Consider the following 16,093-nt stretch of genomic DNA (forward strand, 5'->3'; position numbering starts at 1 on the left):
AGCACGCTTAATGACCACGTAGAGTAGAGGCTAAATTTTGAACCAAGCCAAATAAAAAAGCAATAACACTCTATTCAGAAATGTTATTGCTTACATAGCATTGCTACCTCATACATGGAATAACTTTGGAAATCATAGTCTCTTTGCAATTCTTGATAATATTGCAAAAGCTCCTCAAGCATCGCTAAATTTTTATCAATATGTCTTCCAAAATTATGCGGATGCCACCACAAATGATAAAAAGCCCCTTCCTTCGCAGCAGCAAGCATCCCTTCTTTGATTCGTTGTATCTTGCGATGCTCAAATGCACGTAAAATACTACTATAAGGCCTTAAAAATGCACTTGCTCGAACATTGATAAAGGCATCCTCTGTCATTTCTTCTAATCGGACCATATGATTGCCCGTTATATTAACATAGCTATCCAGCCATTTCATCGCACCTAATGATAGTCGATTTTTTGTTGTGAACTTTTTCGGATTGTATAAATCATGACGTTCATTTCCTCTATAGCAAACATATCCTGCTTGCTGACACGCCGCAAAATAGTTGTCGTTTACTTGATTACGTGGAAAAACAATCGACTTCATCGGTGCAATATATCCTTCACAAATCATGGCCATCGCTTGTAAATCCGATTCAAAATCCGATTCTATTTGTCCACTCTCTAAACAATAATAATGCGAAAACGTATGACTACCAATTTCCTGATAAGGTGTTTGAATAATTTGTTCTATTAACGATTTGCCAAAGTGTAAAAGATCTTCTTGCTCATTTTCACCTACTTTTGCAAGCTGTGAATGTGCGGCATATTTCATTTGCTCGTACTTCACTGGAATGCCTCGCAAGTAGTGCGCCATTTCTCCTTTAGATTCAGCAAATAATAAGCCTACAGTAGCCCATGTTGCATGAATTTCATATTCCTTAAACAGCATTAGGATTTTAGGTAGGGCCTGACGTACTCCATATAAGTTTTTATTATATTGCCCATGCCTAAATACATCATGGACACCCCAATTTAGCTCAAAGTCCAATGAAATAACAAAACCACCACCACCATGATTGACTTTGCTTGCTATTTTCTCCACTTTTGCACGCCCAATAACAACGCACTTATTCTCGAATGTGCGATGTAACCAGAATATACGTTTACAACTTGTCCACCAAAACTCAATTTAAATTGACGAACCGTTTCGATATCTGTTAGCTCACCCATATCATATAAAACGAACCCTTGCTGTTTTAAATACATGAAATTGTGCCATAACAAGAAACGATTCGCATAGCGCATAGGACGTTTTAAATGTGTAGGTAATGTGCAAGCATGACAGGTTGCTACATAATAGGACATCGCTTTTTGTGCATGGACAATATCCAGTCGATAGCATAAGGTTTGTCCACAAATACTTCGCACCTCTGACAATAACAAAGCATGTTGTTGATTTAACAGCATGATTGCTTCCATTTGAGGCTTATTTATTTGGTCGATTTTTTTCCTTTTGGCAAACTCATTATAAAACTGTTGAAATGCTCGTAAATTTTCCTCCGAAGGCTCTTTATATAAGAAAACTTGATAGGACTCTTCTTGTGCACGACGCAATAGTTTCCGAGTGTTTTTCGACAGTGCGCTCAACATCGTGTACTCATCATCTGTTAATCGAATATGAACCGCTTCACGCTTAATCAACTTACGACTTGGAACAAGTGAATGTGTGTGACAAACTAACTTCATCGGCTTTCTAGTATTTGCTAGCTTTTCTGCAAAGTAAATATGCTGCATCGCGATATTCCATCGCTTACTTCTAATGGATAGAATGAACATCGCCCCCACTCTCTGTGTAATTTTCTACATGATTGCGCTCATAACGAGCACATTTAAAATGCTTCATTCGAGAAATACGTTTATAGCCTATTTGTTGTAGACGTTTTCGCTTACGCCATTGCCAAAAACTTGCCGTTATCCACAGTGTTTTATCTGGTTTTACTTTTTGAATATACGCTGTGATAATGTCGATATTTTTATAGAGATCATAGGTTAAAAAATAGGTTTGCTTTGGCAACGGTTCAACAATTTGCAATGCATCCACACGTAAATTTTCCGTATGTAAAGCAAAAGCAGGCTTACTCGTTTGGGCAAAGGAATCTTTATAGATGGTATATCCCTTAGATAATAAGGAAATAAGCTCTTCCTGATCGATTTGTATCGCCTCTTGAATCGTCATTTCCTCAAACAACTCTCCTACTGGTTGCTGTGGTATTACCCGATCCGTTGGGGATAACTCGTACAATTCCACGCGCTTTAAACGAACAAACTTTTCAACGAATTGTTGTCCATATTCTAGCCAATCTTTCCCTTTCCCATACTTTACTAAATAGCGTAAATGACCAAGCGTATGACGTGTCCATTTGACAACGCGTTGATTACTGCGCAGCATCCCCTTTATGCGTTCCTTCCATACTAATCGTCTAAATAATAACTTGGCACGCTTCGTGTTACTATTCACCGCTAGCCGCCTTGTAAAATCAATGCCAGAACGCCACGCTAATTTAGAGGGCTCATAACCAGCACTCATATCGTACAAAAGATAGTTTTCTGTAAAAATACGTTTTATTGTGGATTGATTCAGTAAGTGGTCTACCCCAAAACTTGTAAAGTTTGGCTCATAACCGCTTGCATACGTTACATAACGTCCCCGACAACAAATACCGTAATTAAAAGCGAGCCATTGATTGTCAAAAGCAAGAGCATCTACCTCGACTTGCATTGCTTCTCCTTTCAGGAGCATAAGCCTTTCAAAGAAATCTTTTTTCTTTCCTACCGTAAACCCACTAGTATCTATTTTTTTTACCCAACATCTATCGTATAACTGAAATAATGCTCTTAGGTCTTCTTGTACGGGGGATTTCTTGCGCAAATAGCCAAGTGTTCGCAGCTTATTTTTCCGAAGTTTTACATCATGCATTTTTTCTCTTTCCTTAAAATAGTTATCGAAATCAACTTCGCTAAAGGCGAGATAAGGTGTGACATCTCGAAAAATACGAAGTTGTAATTGCTTTTCAACAAAATACTGTTCGATTACTTTGGATGATTCTTTACTTTCTAGTAATCCATGAAAAGAAAATAGTACGTGGCGGTGCTTTTTCATAAGTTCATCAAATACGAACGTAATGGCAGAGAGTTGCCACTCTTTCCTTGCGACGATTCCTGTATAATGAGCTATTTTTTCACCTGTAAAAGCATATATGCGCACTCCCCAAAGCATTTTTACCGTAAATGGCAAAAACGCTATAATATCCTCATCCTTTTGAACAGCATATAGCTCCACTCGTTCTTTTCTTCCTATCGTGATCCACCAGTTATAAAACCATGCGTATTCAATAAATGGATTATCATTTTGTTCATGCGCTAAAATGTCATCCCATATCTCCTTATAAAGCACAAGTTCATCGTCCGTTCGAATGCGAAGTAATTGCAATTTAATCACCCTTCTTAGCAAACTTTGAAATAGCTTGTTCATAAATATCGAGCGTCTTTTGATACATAGGCAAAAACGTAAAGTTTCGTAAAAAACGGCGTTCGCTTGCATCGCCCATTTTTTCGCACAGTGTTTTATCTGTTAAAAGCTGTTTTAGTTTTTTTATTAATAGACTCTGATTTTCATCGTCACGAGGAATTAAAAATCCATTTTCACCATCAGTCACTAACTCATTCACTCCACCAACATCCGTCGCAATAATGGGAAGCCCAGCTCTCATCGCTTCAATAATTGAAATAGGCAGGCCCTCCCAGTCGGATAACAAAACAAAAATTTGACTTTCAGCAAGTAATGTTGTGACATCCAATTGATTGCCTAAAAAGGTCACTCTCTCTGATAACCCTTTGTCTTTCACATAATTTTCTAATGGCAGACGTAAAGAACCATCCCCAATAAATTGAAGATGCCAAGGAATGTCACGTAACGCCAACAAAGCTTCTAGCAATCGATCCTGTCTTTTCGGTATCTCAAAGCGAGCGACCATAACAAGTTGAGGCTGCTCATTCCGTACTCTATTTGGTGCCATTACGCTTTCTAAATGTTCTATCCCATTGTGAATGGTCTGCATTTTATGAGCGGGTGCAATTCCTTTCGTTAGCGCCAACTTGTGATCGTAATCAGATACAGTAATAATTTTTGTTGTCAATGGTTGGACAGTTTTTTCAAGCTGACGATACATTAATTGTTTTTTGGGCGGCACTCCCTCTGTAAAGCTCCAGCTATGCGCAGTAAAAATTGTTGGAATACGTAAAAGACGACCGGCAACACGTCCAATGGCACCTGCTTTAGAAGAATGTGCCGCAATAATGTCAGGCTGCATTTTTTTAAATGCTGCTCGTAATTGCCAAAGCGCTTGCATATCTTTTGTCAGATGAATTGCTCGCTGCATGGCTGGGATACTGATAACTTCAATTTGCGCCTCTTGTAAGCGCCATAAAGATGCATCATAACTCCCTGTCACAATCGTCACTTCATGGGCATCTTGCTTTAATTTTATAGCAAGCGCCTCGACATGCTTTTGAGCGCCACCTACCTTATCCATACGTGTGATTAATTGAACAATCTTCAGTATCCTCCACCTCCTGCTTTCAATAAGCACCTGTTCTAGCTAGCACGACATAAAGCGTTTTTACAACAATTTTTACATCCATCCAAAAAGTTACATGGTCCACATAGTGAATGTCATATGTGATTTTTTGTCCATGCGATATATTAGAGCGACCGTTAATTTGGGCAAGCCCTGTTAAACCTGGCTTTACTTCCAAACGACGTGCTTGTAATGCGCTATAGCTATTTGTAATTGCAGGAATTTCAGGCCTGGGCCCAACAATACTCATATCACCTTTTAATACGTTGAGAAGTTGTGGAATTTCATCAATACTTAACTTACGAAGGACTGCACCGATTTTTGTAATGCGCGTATCTTGGTCAGTTTTAAAATAGAAATCATCTGGTATACCATCTGTACATATCAAAGGCATGTTGACAGGTGTTGCCTGTATGGACATGGTTCTTAATTTCCATATGATAAAACGTTGATGATCATATCCCGTTCGAATTTGTTTGAAAAAGATGGGGCGCCCTGTCGTAATGAGTAATAGGAGGAAAATAGCTATCATAAGAGGAATTGTTAAAAACAATAAAACAAGTGCCCCTACTATATCAAAAATTCGTTTTCCATACTGACCGTAAAATGTGAGTGTCTCGGCTGTCTGTACGTGCAATACATCACCCTTTTTTATTTTTTTAGTGCTTAACTTTATATATTCATTTCGCCCATTTATAGAACTATTTCAATCCAAGTAAATACTATGTAAAAATGACAAAAGGAATTACGCTAGAAAAACTTCTAGCATAATTCCTTTCATCATTAAATCTTTGAGGTGGATGGTTGACCATCAGACGAATGATCAATTTGCAGGTGACATTCAATTTGCACATTTCCTTTTAAAGCTTTACTAATCATACAAGTTTGTTCTGCTTTATGTGCTAATCGATTAATACGTCTTTTCTCACGCTCCGTGAGATGAGCTACTTTGACATTCGGTTTGTGGATAATTTTTTCATATGTAAAAACACCATCCGTTACATCGACAAATCCTTCTGCCTCCATTGATAATGCCACGACAGGAATTTTAGAATTTTCAAGTAAAGCAGCAAATGTAATTAAATAACAAGTTGCGGAAGCACCCAATAACATCTCATCCGGATTTGTTCCTATTCCTGGCCCATTCATTTCCCGAGGAATAGATACATTTGTTTTCAAATGAGCGGCTGATAAATTGCCTGTACCATTTCTTCCTTGTGACCAAGATAAATTCATACTAAACTGATGTTGCATATTGAATTTGCCCCCTTCAACTCTAAAACTTTAAATTATAATACAATGTTGAAAATGCCCATCCTGCCATATGAATGAATAACAGAATCCCTAATACTTGGGCAGTAGAAAACTGCGTACCAAGAATCACTAAAAGGAGTAGCAGATAAATGGAGATAATAGTTATTTTCCAACCAGTCGCCAGTGAATGAACTGTAATTTTTTCATATCTTTCATCTAGCCCATTTTTACGTGCAGCCATTCTACGTCCCCACCATAGTCCAAAAAGACCACCTGAAAGTCCTAATACAATACCAAGTAAGCCTAGCATTTGTTCCAAAGTCATCACTCATCACTACCTTCCTCAAAAATAAATACCTCTTCAATACTTAGTTGAAATGATTTTGCAATCTTATACGCCAGTTCTAAAGACGGATTATAACGACCATTCTCTATCGAAATAATCGTTTGTCTAGAAACACCTAATTTTTCGGATAGCTGTTCCTGTGTCCACCCAAAGGAAGCCCTTAGCTCCTTTATGCGTTGTTCCATTTTTCACCACCCCTATGTAAAGCTTACTTTACGTAAAGTGTACTTTACTTTTTTTATTTTGTAAAGCATCCTTTACATATCTTCCTTGAATTGCTTGCATTTTTCATTCCTACGGTTATTGCAACAAGATTCGAAAACAGCATTCCTAATTTTATGGTAAAATAGAAAAAACATTTTTTTAGGAGAATTAATAATGACTTTAACAAAGCAACAAGCACTACAAGCACTAAATAAAAACAAATTTATCGGTTTTACGATTACGACAGGAAACATTATTATGAAAAAGGTAAATAAAACTGACTATAATATTTTTGTCTATGAAAAAGGTAGCGACAAACCATTACATTATGTAGGCTCCATTATGAACGTAATGGCAACGATGAGCGATAAAGCTTCCAATAAAGATTTTATTGTCGTTGAACAACTTCCAGAGGAAAAGGAACCCGAAGCGCCTGCTCAAGAACAAAAACCTGTTGACAAAGCAGTTATTAAAACAACTAATTTAGATGAAGAAAGCCGTGCAATTGTAGGCTATGAAGGACTCTATGAAATAACAGCAAGCGGGCGCATTATAACAGTGCGAGAAAATCGTCCACTCGCTCGTTGTAATGACGAATACGGTTTCCATATTGTCCGCCTAACAAAAGACGGCACAGCGTCCAATCATAATGTCTTCGAACTATGGAAGCAGACATTCCCAGAGCTTGAACAAACACACTTTAAAGGTGCCTTAAAAGCGAAATACGGCACAGGCTGTAAGCTAATTGACAAACCTGGCATTCACTTTTAATTTGATTTTTGCTAATGCACTACGTAAACAAAATATCACCTGCATGATAGCATGACAGTTATAATTAAAATTAGACAAGCTAAAAAATCCTTAGCATCCATAAAAGGTGCTAAGGATTTTTTGTTATATAAGTAAAGAAAGTATGGCGAGATGCCAAATATGTTCTAATGTATGCCCTTGTTTTAAAAAATACTTTCCCCACTTATCCTGTTGACGATATATTTTTTTCCATTTTAAAAATTGAGTTATCCATACACGTTCTACCTTTTGAAATCCTAATGCTGACAACTTCTTACGTTTCCGCCATTCAAACCAATTGGCAGACGTACAAATTGCTCGCCCTTCTCGTTGCACTTCCCCGACTATTATTGGGAGATTTGGTAGTTCATAATTTTTAATATATGTAGTATTCGGTGGCAACTCCTGTATAAATCCAATTGTTTCCTCATGAATCAATTGATCATGTCGCAAATAAGCGATTTCCTGTTTGGTTTGTCCGTACAGTTTATAGCCTTTAAAATAATGTATAAGAAGCTCGGAACGCTTATCGTGTTCCAGCACGGATGGGATATAGATTTCGTGAAAGTTCGATTTGTTATGACCTCGTTTTGTCTGTAAATAATAAATATGAAATAGCCGTCCACTAAACACCCTACATTTTAGCATTGAAAACCACTCGTGCAAAGTTGCCTTTGTCAACCAGTATCGCACTTCTCCTAATGTATTGCGTTTCCATTCAACAATTCTGCGATTTGCTTTTACTATTGTTAAAACCGTTTCATGGAGCACCAATGCATTTCGAAAAAGTCGTTCCCTAATTCCTGTCGTACTCATAATGAATTTTCTTGTAAAATCTAAATGAGTATACCATTCAAACTTATAAGGTTCGTAGCCACTGCCAAAATCGTAAAGATGTAAGTTTGTACTATGTGCTTGCAGCATATTTTCCTTCTCAATCAATCGTCCAGGTCCGAACATATTGAAATCCGGCTCATGCCCCATTGTGTGACAAAAGTTTCTACCTCGACAGCAAATATCTACTGTAAAGCCAATCCAAATATTTTCAAATTGCAAACGATGAACTTGTAAACCCAATACTGCATCTTGTTGTTTTGCAAGCTGTTCAATAAATGTCCGCGTCCGCTCCTTTGTAAATCCACTCGTATCTACTTTCTTTTGCCATCTTCTTTCGAACAACTGAAACATAGTATCTAAATTTCCATCCTCAACTTTTTGAAACGTAAGTTGACCATATGCTTTTAATCGTTTCTCTCGACGATGAATACTTTTAAATTTACGCTTATGCTTCTTTAAAAAATCCGATAATTCAATTGCTCTAAAATCTATATAAGGTGTGACCACACGAAAAATTGAATGAGGCAATTGCCGTTCTAAAGTATACTTTTCTAAAATCTGAGAAGTATCCTTACTTTCAAGCAAACCATGGAACAAGAAAAGAACCCGTTTATATTGGTTTATCAGTTCTTTTAATAAATATTGCACCACTCGCTCTTTCCAAATTTTCTCGGAAATCACCTCCATATAAGAAGCAAGTCCTTGTCCTAAAAAGCTAAATTGATGAATGCCACCAAATCGAATAGCATGAACAAATGGAAAAAACGCAATCGGCTCTCCACTATGCTCAACTACGTAAATTTCCACATTTTCTTCGCACCCAAGTATCGTCCACCACGTCGACACCCAACGATACTCTATAAATGGATTATCATTTTTTTCACGTTCAAGTATTTCAGACCAAGTTTCCTTATACGACTCAAGCTCGTCAATCGTTGTCACGAGTCTATACTCTAGCACGTGTGTAGTCACTCCTTTTTGCCTTCAATAACAAAGCATCACGTTCTTTGCCAAACGCTTATTTTCTAGTGTTACACTTCGCATCCTATTTCAGCACTTAGTAGCCACTATATTCATATAAGAACAAAATTAGAACAACTAGCACGGTCCTTGACCATAATCCAATGAATGAAAGAGACTGGGACAAAAGCGAAAAAGTGTTAGATTAACTACAATCAATCTAACACTTTTTGCTATGTCGTTGATGGCTGTTACCGTCAACTAGTTACTCTTTCCGCTTTCCTACAAAAATCCATATCAAGAGCACTATGCTATACAGTATAGGCATATAAAATAAACTTCCTGCATCCACTCCATTTTTGACAGCAATGCCGATAAAAGCCCAAATAATAACTAGTGGAAACACAACATCTACTTCTACAGTGCGTATATAAATGGCAAGACATGTAGCGACAAAGAGCAATAAATTTGTCCACCATATTTCAGAGATACCAAAGCCATTCCATTGATAATATTTCAGTACAAAACTAATATTTGCCATTAAGGCTACACTAATCCAGCCTAAATAAATCGAGAACGGTAATCTTCCTGCAAAACGAGTATCCCCTTTTGGATAACTACTGTATATCAAGATTAAACTTATAAGGAGACCTACCATCATTACAATGGATAATACGAAATATGCATAATGCCAACATAAAAGCCACGCAATATTAAACAAACACGTTAATGTAACTAGATTGATAATGGCGGTCTCCTGATTTTCTGCTTTCGAAAATAGATGAAGAAAAATCCATATACCCAAAACAATATAAATCACAATCCAAATGGCAAAAACATAGCCTGCTGGTGTGAAAAGCACTTCTAATTGATTGGATATTTCCGCTGTTGTTTTGCCATTAATACCAATTGTACTTGCTAAACCATTGATAATAATCATTGCTATATAACTTAACAGTGCAACCCATTTCATAGCCATCCCTCCTTATTTTTATCTATATAAGTTACTATATAGCCTTTTAATTATTGATATACATGTTTCCTTTAAAAACACGCTCTCCCCTTTTATACCTGTAGTAGCTACTTTTAAAACAGTCCATGATGAACAGAGACCGATTGTTTCTACTCAAGGACATAAAAAAATAGAATGATCTACAGTTGGAGATCGTTCTATCTTAGTGAAAAATCTATCAGTATATGTGTTCTCTACAAATGCATGGCTGTCTGATATAAACTATCGGCTGTACTGGCAACAGTGCGTGTTTCGTTCCCAATAGAGCCAATTACCTTTTCTAAATTTTTTACATCCGTTTCTACCTGTACAATACATCGCTCATTTTCCACAATAGCTTGTAGGATATCGTGAAATTTCGATTGTGTTTCAACAGCAGCCTCCACACCATCTGCCACGCTTTCTTCAATACGATCAATCATTTCAACCGCACGCATCGTTAAAGTAGTAGATGTTTGAACAAGTTTCGTAATTTCCTCGACAGATTGTTTTGACTGTTCAGCTAAATTGCGTACCTCCTGAGCAACTACCGCGAATCCTTTACCATGTTCACCTGCTCTTGCCGCTTCAATAGAGGCATTTAAGGCAAGCAAATTGGTTTGATCTGCAATGGCTTTGACGAGCAAAACAATATCAATAATACGATCCGAAGACACTTTTAAGTTGCCGATTAATGCACCCATTTCTTCTGTCCGGTTATAAATATGGCGCATCTCTTGTTCCAACTTCATGACATGTTGATTACCAACATCTGCATCTTGATTAATATGATGAACAGTCTCGACATTTCTTTCAATTACTTGTGCAATCATCGTCGTTTGAACATCTACTTCATCAATAGACGAATTTGTTTCTTCCGTTAAATTAGCCAAATCTTGACTGATTAAAGATATCTTTTGTTTTAGCTCATTTTTAATGTGATTGTATTGATCATTTCTTATTTTAACGTTTTCCTTTTCGTATTCTTCCAACACAATTTGCATTTCAAGATTAATTAATTTTGAAATAGTTAGCATAATTTGCTCACGAAGAGCAGGTGCTGTCATCCCTTTCACAATCAAATTGATGATTGCTTCTTGGATATGTTGAAAAGTACCCATATACCACTTTGGCTCTAGGCCAATTTTAAAATGCATGCGAGCTAGCTTTCTTTTTCTTTCAATTGCTTCTACATTAAAAGCTCCATCAAACATTGCAATTAAATAGTTCCCTAATGTTTTTTTTAAGCGATCGATTTGGGTACGCTCCTCAATGATTTTACGCAACGATGGAACAGCGAGTATGTTTTGGTAAAATACAGCCGTTACTTCTTCGATACCGTCGCGAACAAATGGCTGACATGCTTTTATTATGTAAAGATCTTCTCGTTTAAGCCCTATTAATACCATCTGTTTTTCTAACTCTGGCATAGCAGACAATTCTATAACTGGTTCAAAGCCATCTTCCAAACTAAACAATTCATCTTTAGAAGCTTCTAACTTCCGTTTCCACCATTTCGCCACATTCTCCACCTCAATCACATAATTGTTTAGTACCTGTATATCATGAAAAATTAAACATTGTCAAACTATTAGTTATAATAGTTATACAAAAATTATACAAATTATGTGTTATCGTTTAAAATAGAGCTATAGGTTTAAATTTTCCACTTGATAAATCTACAGTATAATTGTTATGATAATTCGATACTTTTCAAACTGGAAAGAGGGTTGACGAACAATGACATCTGTCAATTCAACAACATGGCATTATAATATTAAACAAGTTTCTGAAGTAACGGGTCTTTCTAAGCAAGTCATTCGAAAATGGGAAGAACGCTATCAACTTGTTGAACCAAAGCGATTAGATAACGGCCACAGAGTTTACACAGAACAAGATATTCAAATACTGCTAAAGGTACGAAAACTATCCGAACAAGGATATTCTATAAAACAAGCCGCCACAGTTATCAAAACAATGGAGACACAACAAGAATCGGATTCTAAACCAATTCCTGTTCCAACTATCCATCACGAAATGAACGATTATGTTTTTCTTCTACTAGAAAAAGGGGCGCATTGTGACGAAATAGAAATTAACCGAATTCTTCAAGAAGCCCATTATGCGCTTGGCTTACCCAAATTTCTATCGACTGTAGTTATTCCTTTGTTACATGAAGTAGGTATGCGATGGGAAAAAAGGGAATGGTCAGAATATCAGGAATCTGTTATGACGATGGTAATCCGAGATTATTTAGTACAGATTAGACGCAACTATCAATACAAAGACAACGCCCCTCTCATTATGGGGGCATGTTTACCAGGGGAATATCATGAAGTCCCACTCCATATTTTGCTTTTACAAGCGATGTTGCTCGGATGGAAGTCATTTTTAATAGGGAGCTCACCTGCACTAGGGGCAATTGAATCGCTCGTTTCGAAGTTTCAGCCTCAAATTGTAATTTTGTCCGCTCTAACAACTATGCCTTTTGAAATGTACCCTGCTCTTTTACAGCAATTAGAGGATTTTGCTTCAAAGTATCCAGCTATACAATTTTATTTAGGTGGAGCTGGCGCAATCGAATATACAAAAGATAAAGACTTACATTTCATTACCATTGCTCAAACGATTGAAGAAGTCTTCCAATAACCCTATACGGTCTACAGATGGAAGGGAAGCTTGATACTGCTCCTTTTCATTTGTACGAGCTGTAAGTTTATTTGCTAATTTGTGTTTTCCTGCTCTACAACATAGATAGCAAGATTGTATATTTTTAACAGCTTATCCTCATATAAACCCTTGAATTGCATATATTTTGTAAAACGGACTTCAGATTATAATGGGGCGGGGGAATTTCGCAGTTGAGTGCAATGATACTTGGAGGTTTTCTTTTTTTCAGCGTGAGTATAGGAGGAACAATTGCTTGGGTTTTCTCTAAGCTTTTTCAACATACAACCCAGGGCTTATCGTTATTATGTGGCGGATTTTTAGTAGGATTGCTTATACTAGACATCATTCCATCCTCATTTCAAATGTACAAGTCTTTTGGCATCATACTAGGCATTCTCATCGGCTATTTAATTTTCCAACTACTTAGTAGCTTATTTCACCCTACTAATTATCAAAATCCCTCCGTTTCCTTGCTCGCCATTGCAATGGTCATTCATACCATCCCAATCAGTCTTACAGTAGGCAATTTACTAGGAAATTCTGCATTAAGTATAACGATTACTGCTTCCATTATTCTTCATCATCTCCCTGAAGGCTTTGCACTTACAACAGCCTTTCTCTCACAAAGTGAAAAGCTATGGAAGCTATTTATTTATTTCATCGGCTTCTCCATCTTCTTTATCATTTTTATTTTAATTGGTCAGTATTGGGATTTAACAATAAGAGCACAAGGAATATTAATGGGCTTATCAATCGGGTTAATCGGGACGGCTAGTATTTCAGAGTTTATTTTGCACCATGTACAAACAGTCACTTGTAAAGCCTTTCTCACCTATATATTATTAGGCTATTTTTTAAGCTATATGTTCCACGTACTTGCAGGATGAATTGTGTCAAAATTGTTTCGGTGACTGGCACGTAAAAAAACCACTTTTGCCTTAGCAAAGTGGTTTTTTACTCTTACTATTTATTTACTGTCATCAGTGTAAGCGATAAGATTTTCGTAAATTGCGCACGAGTCAAATTGCCTTTTGGATTAAACTTACCATTTGCGCCTTCAATAATTCCTAATTGCTGTAATAAGCCAATCGATGCTACCGCTTCCTGACGCATGTCACCTTTATCTGTAAAAGTATTATTTTTATTAGCCTTTTCTACATCGAATTCTACTGATTCCAAGTAGCTTGCCGTTACATGAGCCATTTCCTCACGTGTAGCCGGTTTATTTGGTTCGAAATTTTCTCCATCAAAAATTTCGAGTAATCCATACTCTTGTAAAATCGCTACTTCCTTTGCCCCCCAGAAGCCTTGCATATCTTTGTATGTAGCTGGACCTTCATAATCTTCATTAACATCTAGTCCTGAAGCACGGAAAATCATCGCAGCTAATTGTCCACGTGTTACTTGACCATTCGGATTAAACGTTGTATCCGTAACACCTGTCACTATTCCAGCTTGATAAAGTAATTGGATATAGCTTTCAGCCCAGTGACCAATTGCATCTGTAAAATAACCACCTGGTTTAAGATCAAAATCTGCACGGTTTAATACTGTCAACCAATCATTCACATCTTCATTACTTGCAGTTTGCCATTTCCCCTCTGCATAAACTTCAGCCTTGTAACTATTACCAGATTGAATAAAGCGCATTTGCATAGCATCACCAAATAGCTTTTTAATTTCTTCGTAGTTTTCTTTAAACTCTTTTTCACCCTCAGGATATAAGTTTGTCCCATCTGAATAGCTATCCATTACTGCCTTTAGTGAAACTTTCAAAGTAATGCTATTTTTAGTTGTTACTACAGTCATATTATCAGGATTGTCAATACCTAATTCTGAAAGTAATAGCATTTTGTAGATATCTTGATAAGACATAGACTGCGCTTGGTTTGTTGCTACAACAACCTGATTTGGATGAATAATATTGGCAATATTGTCATTACCTTGAGCTTGTGCTTGTGTAGCAAAACCTCCTGTAAAACAAGCAATACTTAAAGCTCCAGCTAAAATCGTTTTCTTCATTTTTCTTTCCCCTTTCAATTCATAAATTTAGTGTACTAAATCATCTGTTAACAAATCTATAAATATATGTAAATTATTCAAAATTATAATAAAGTCCTATATTCTAAAAACTAAATTTACCGTCAAAATAATTAGTTACATAGGTCTAATTCATTAATACATTTATTCACAAAAGGGATAACTCCTCACCTCATATAGTCTTTTTGATTCACAACAACAACATTTGTACGGTACTCATCTAGTCTTAGAGACCTCCATCTAAAAACATGTAGATGTGCTGTTATTTTTATTCTCCATCAGCACATACTCTAAAAAGGTAAATTTAAATAGTAATCAGACATATTTTTATATCATTATAATAATTGAGTTTATTATTTGATTTTAGTTCATTGGAAGCAGTACTATGGGAGTGTAACAAAGAAGTCATTTTACAATGAAACTATTATATTGATGTAACATTATCAGAGGAGGAAGTCAGATGAATTATCAAAACATTACTGTAGCAGGAAGCGGAGTTTTAGGAAGCCAGATTGCTTATCAGTCTGCATTTAAAGGATTTAACGTTACTGTATACGATATTAATGACGATGCTTTAAAAAATGCGCAAGAGCGTATTACAAAGTTAAAACCATTGTATCAGCACGATTTAGGTGCCACACAGGAAGAAGTAGATGCTGCTTACGCTCGTCTATCATTTAATAGTGATTTAGCAGATGCTGTAGCAAATGCTGATTTAGTTATCGAAGCTATTCCTGAAGTTGTAAAAATTAAAACTGAATTTTACACAAACCTTGGTAAAGTTGCACCTGCAAAAACAATTTTTGCTACAAACTCATCCACTTTATTACCTAGCCAATTTGCAGAGGCAACAGGTCGTCCAGAAAAATTTTTAGCATTACATTTTGCTAATACTATTTGGGTAAACAATACGGCTGAAATTATGAAACACCCAGGTACAGATATGAAAGTATTCGATGAAGTGGTGGAATTTGCACGTGCTATCGGCATGGTCCCACTACCTTTATATAAAGAACAGCCTGGCTATATTTTAAACTCTTTACTAGTGCCATTTTTAGATGCTGCTGAAATGCTATTAGTAAAAGAAGTAGCTGACCCTGAAACAATTGATAAAACATGGATGATTGGTACTGGCGCTCCTCTTGGACCATTTGCTATTTTAGACGTTGTAGGTATTAATACAGCCCATAACATTGTAGAAGCAAAAGCTGCCGCTACAGGGGATGAAAACATGAAAAAATTAGCTAACTTGTTGAAAACAGAGTATATCGATAAAGGTAAATTAGGACGAGCTACAGGTGAAGGCTTCTACCAATACCCTAACCCAAGCTTCGCTAAACCCGATTTCCTAAAAGGCTAGTGCCTGTCACTCATACAAT

16 protein-coding genes are annotated in these 16,093 nt (G+C 36.6%); 4 read left to right on the plus strand and 12 right to left on the minus strand.

Annotated elements, in window-relative coordinates; genetic code table 11:
- Positions 1–83: 83 nt before the first annotated feature.
- From MHH88_RS17860 to MHH88_RS17895, 8 genes are all read right to left on the minus strand, one after another.
- Complete coding sequence (locus tag MHH88_RS17860; RefSeq protein ID WP_339259741.1) at positions 84–1,088, minus strand: polysaccharide deacetylase family protein; 1,005 nt, start codon at positions 1,086–1,088, stop codon at positions 84–86.
- The gene (locus MHH88_RS17865; protein ID WP_339259743.1) at positions 1,076–1,822 is read right to left on the minus strand and encodes a hypothetical protein; all 747 of its coding nucleotides are present in this window, start codon (positions 1,820–1,822) and stop codon (positions 1,076–1,078) included. The genes MHH88_RS17860 and MHH88_RS17865 overlap by 13 nt, the downstream gene beginning before the upstream one ends.
- Entirely contained in the window at positions 1,803–3,476 is a 1,674-nt protein-coding gene (locus tag MHH88_RS17870) for a GNAT family N-acetyltransferase (RefSeq protein ID WP_339259745.1), read from the minus strand. Before MHH88_RS17870 ends, MHH88_RS17865 begins: the two co-directional genes overlap by 20 nt.
- 1 nt (position 3,477) lies before the next feature.
- Complete coding sequence (locus MHH88_RS17875; protein WP_339259747.1) at positions 3,478–4,578, minus strand: glycosyltransferase family 4 protein; 1,101 nt, start codon at positions 4,576–4,578, stop codon at positions 3,478–3,480.
- A gap of 46 nt (positions 4,579–4,624) precedes the next feature.
- Positions 4,625–5,260 carry a sugar transferase gene (locus tag MHH88_RS17880; RefSeq protein WP_339259749.1) on the minus strand — a complete coding sequence of 212 codons (636 nt, stop codon included), beginning with the start codon at positions 5,258–5,260 and terminating at the stop codon, positions 4,625–4,627.
- A gap of 146 nt (positions 5,261–5,406) precedes the next feature.
- Positions 5,407–5,877 (minus strand): SACOL1771 family peroxiredoxin, encoded by a 471-nt coding sequence (locus MHH88_RS17885; RefSeq protein ID WP_339259751.1) that lies wholly within the window; start codon positions 5,875–5,877, stop codon positions 5,407–5,409.
- Between the two features lie 22 nt (positions 5,878–5,899).
- On the minus strand, positions 5,900–6,202 hold the full coding sequence (locus tag MHH88_RS17890; protein ID WP_069509408.1) for a hypothetical protein: 303 nt from the start codon (positions 6,200–6,202) through the stop codon (positions 5,900–5,902).
- Positions 6,202–6,408 carry a helix-turn-helix transcriptional regulator gene (locus tag MHH88_RS17895; RefSeq protein ID WP_024364213.1) on the minus strand — a complete coding sequence of 69 codons (207 nt, stop codon included), beginning with the start codon at positions 6,406–6,408 and terminating at the stop codon, positions 6,202–6,204. The genes MHH88_RS17890 and MHH88_RS17895 overlap by 1 nt, the downstream gene beginning before the upstream one ends.
- A gap of 193 nt (positions 6,409–6,601) precedes the next feature.
- Here MHH88_RS17895 and MHH88_RS17900 point away from each other — a divergent pair, with 193 nt between their 5' ends.
- Positions 6,602–7,198, plus strand: coding sequence for an NUMOD4 domain-containing protein (locus tag MHH88_RS17900; protein WP_339259754.1), 597 nt, complete (start codon positions 6,602–6,604; stop codon positions 7,196–7,198).
- Positions 7,199–7,321: 123 nt separating this feature from the next.
- On the opposite strand, the gene MHH88_RS17905 is transcribed toward MHH88_RS17900, so the two are convergent.
- From MHH88_RS17905 to MHH88_RS17915, 3 genes are all read right to left on the minus strand, one after another.
- Entirely contained in the window at positions 7,322–9,013 is a 1,692-nt protein-coding gene (locus MHH88_RS17905) for a GNAT family N-acetyltransferase (RefSeq protein WP_339259756.1), read from the minus strand.
- A 265-nt stretch (positions 9,014–9,278) separates the two neighbouring features.
- The gene (locus MHH88_RS17910; RefSeq protein ID WP_339259758.1) at positions 9,279–9,986 is read right to left on the minus strand and encodes a TspO/MBR family protein; all 708 of its coding nucleotides are present in this window, start codon (positions 9,984–9,986) and stop codon (positions 9,279–9,281) included.
- 233 nt (positions 9,987–10,219) lie between these two features.
- A complete protein-coding gene (locus tag MHH88_RS17915) occupies positions 10,220–11,527 on the minus strand; it encodes a globin-coupled sensor protein (protein ID WP_339259760.1) in 1,308 nt (435 codons plus the stop codon).
- Between the two features lie 217 nt (positions 11,528–11,744).
- Between MHH88_RS17915 and MHH88_RS17920 the strand changes: the two genes are divergently transcribed.
- The gene (locus MHH88_RS17920) at positions 11,745–12,653 is read left to right on the plus strand and encodes a MerR family transcriptional regulator (RefSeq protein ID WP_339259762.1); all 909 of its coding nucleotides are present in this window, start codon (positions 11,745–11,747) and stop codon (positions 12,651–12,653) included.
- 251 nt (positions 12,654–12,904) lie between these two features.
- On the plus strand, positions 12,905–13,561 hold the full coding sequence (locus MHH88_RS17925) for a zinc transporter family protein (RefSeq protein WP_339259764.1): 657 nt from the start codon (positions 12,905–12,907) through the stop codon (positions 13,559–13,561).
- 76 nt (positions 13,562–13,637) lie between these two features.
- Here the strand turns inward: MHH88_RS17925 and MHH88_RS17930 are convergent, their stop codons facing one another.
- On the minus strand, positions 13,638–14,696 hold the full coding sequence (locus MHH88_RS17930) for an S-layer homology domain-containing protein (protein ID WP_069514398.1): 1,059 nt from the start codon (positions 14,694–14,696) through the stop codon (positions 13,638–13,640).
- Between the two features lie 478 nt (positions 14,697–15,174).
- Here MHH88_RS17930 and MHH88_RS17935 point away from each other — a divergent pair, with 478 nt between their 5' ends.
- Entirely contained in the window at positions 15,175–16,074 is a 900-nt protein-coding gene (locus tag MHH88_RS17935) for a 3-hydroxyacyl-CoA dehydrogenase (RefSeq protein WP_069514400.1), read from the plus strand.
- Positions 16,075–16,093 lie beyond the last annotated feature (19 nt).

The organism is Lysinibacillus sp. FSL K6-3209 (assembly GCF_037976175.1).
Classification (GTDB): Bacteria; Bacillota; Bacilli; order Bacillales_A; family Planococcaceae; genus Lysinibacillus; species Lysinibacillus sphaericus_D.

Bases quoted from the DNA above. Each gene is read 5' to 3' on its own strand.
- MHH88_RS17910 (WP_339259758.1), bottom strand. From the start codon at position 9,986: ATGAAATGGGTTGCACTGTTAAGTTATATAGCAATGATTATTATCAAT.
- MHH88_RS17865 (WP_339259743.1), bottom strand. From the start codon at position 1,822: ATGTTCATTCTATCCATTAGAAGTAAGCGATGGAATATCGCGATGCAG.
- MHH88_RS17930 (WP_069514398.1), bottom strand. From the start codon at position 14,696: ATGAAGAAAACGATTTTAGCTGGAGCTTTAAGTATTGCTTGTTTTACA.
- MHH88_RS17885 (WP_339259751.1), bottom strand. From the start codon at position 5,877: ATGCAACATCAGTTTAGTATGAATTTATCTTGGTCACAAGGAAGAAAT.
- MHH88_RS17920 (WP_339259762.1), top strand. From the start codon at position 11,745: ATGACATCTGTCAATTCAACAACATGGCATTATAATATTAAACAAGTT.
- MHH88_RS17890 (WP_069509408.1), bottom strand. From the start codon at position 6,202: ATGACTTTGGAACAAATGCTAGGCTTACTTGGTATTGTATTAGGACTT.
- MHH88_RS17875 (WP_339259747.1), bottom strand. From the start codon at position 4,578: ATGGATAAGGTAGGTGGCGCTCAAAAGCATGTCGAGGCGCTTGCTATA.
- MHH88_RS17895 (WP_024364213.1), bottom strand. From the start codon at position 6,408: ATGGAACAACGCATAAAGGAGCTAAGGGCTTCCTTTGGGTGGACACAG.
- MHH88_RS17900 (WP_339259754.1), top strand. From the start codon at position 6,602: ATGACTTTAACAAAGCAACAAGCACTACAAGCACTAAATAAAAACAAA.
- MHH88_RS17935 (WP_069514400.1), top strand. From the start codon at position 15,175: ATGAATTATCAAAACATTACTGTAGCAGGAAGCGGAGTTTTAGGAAGC.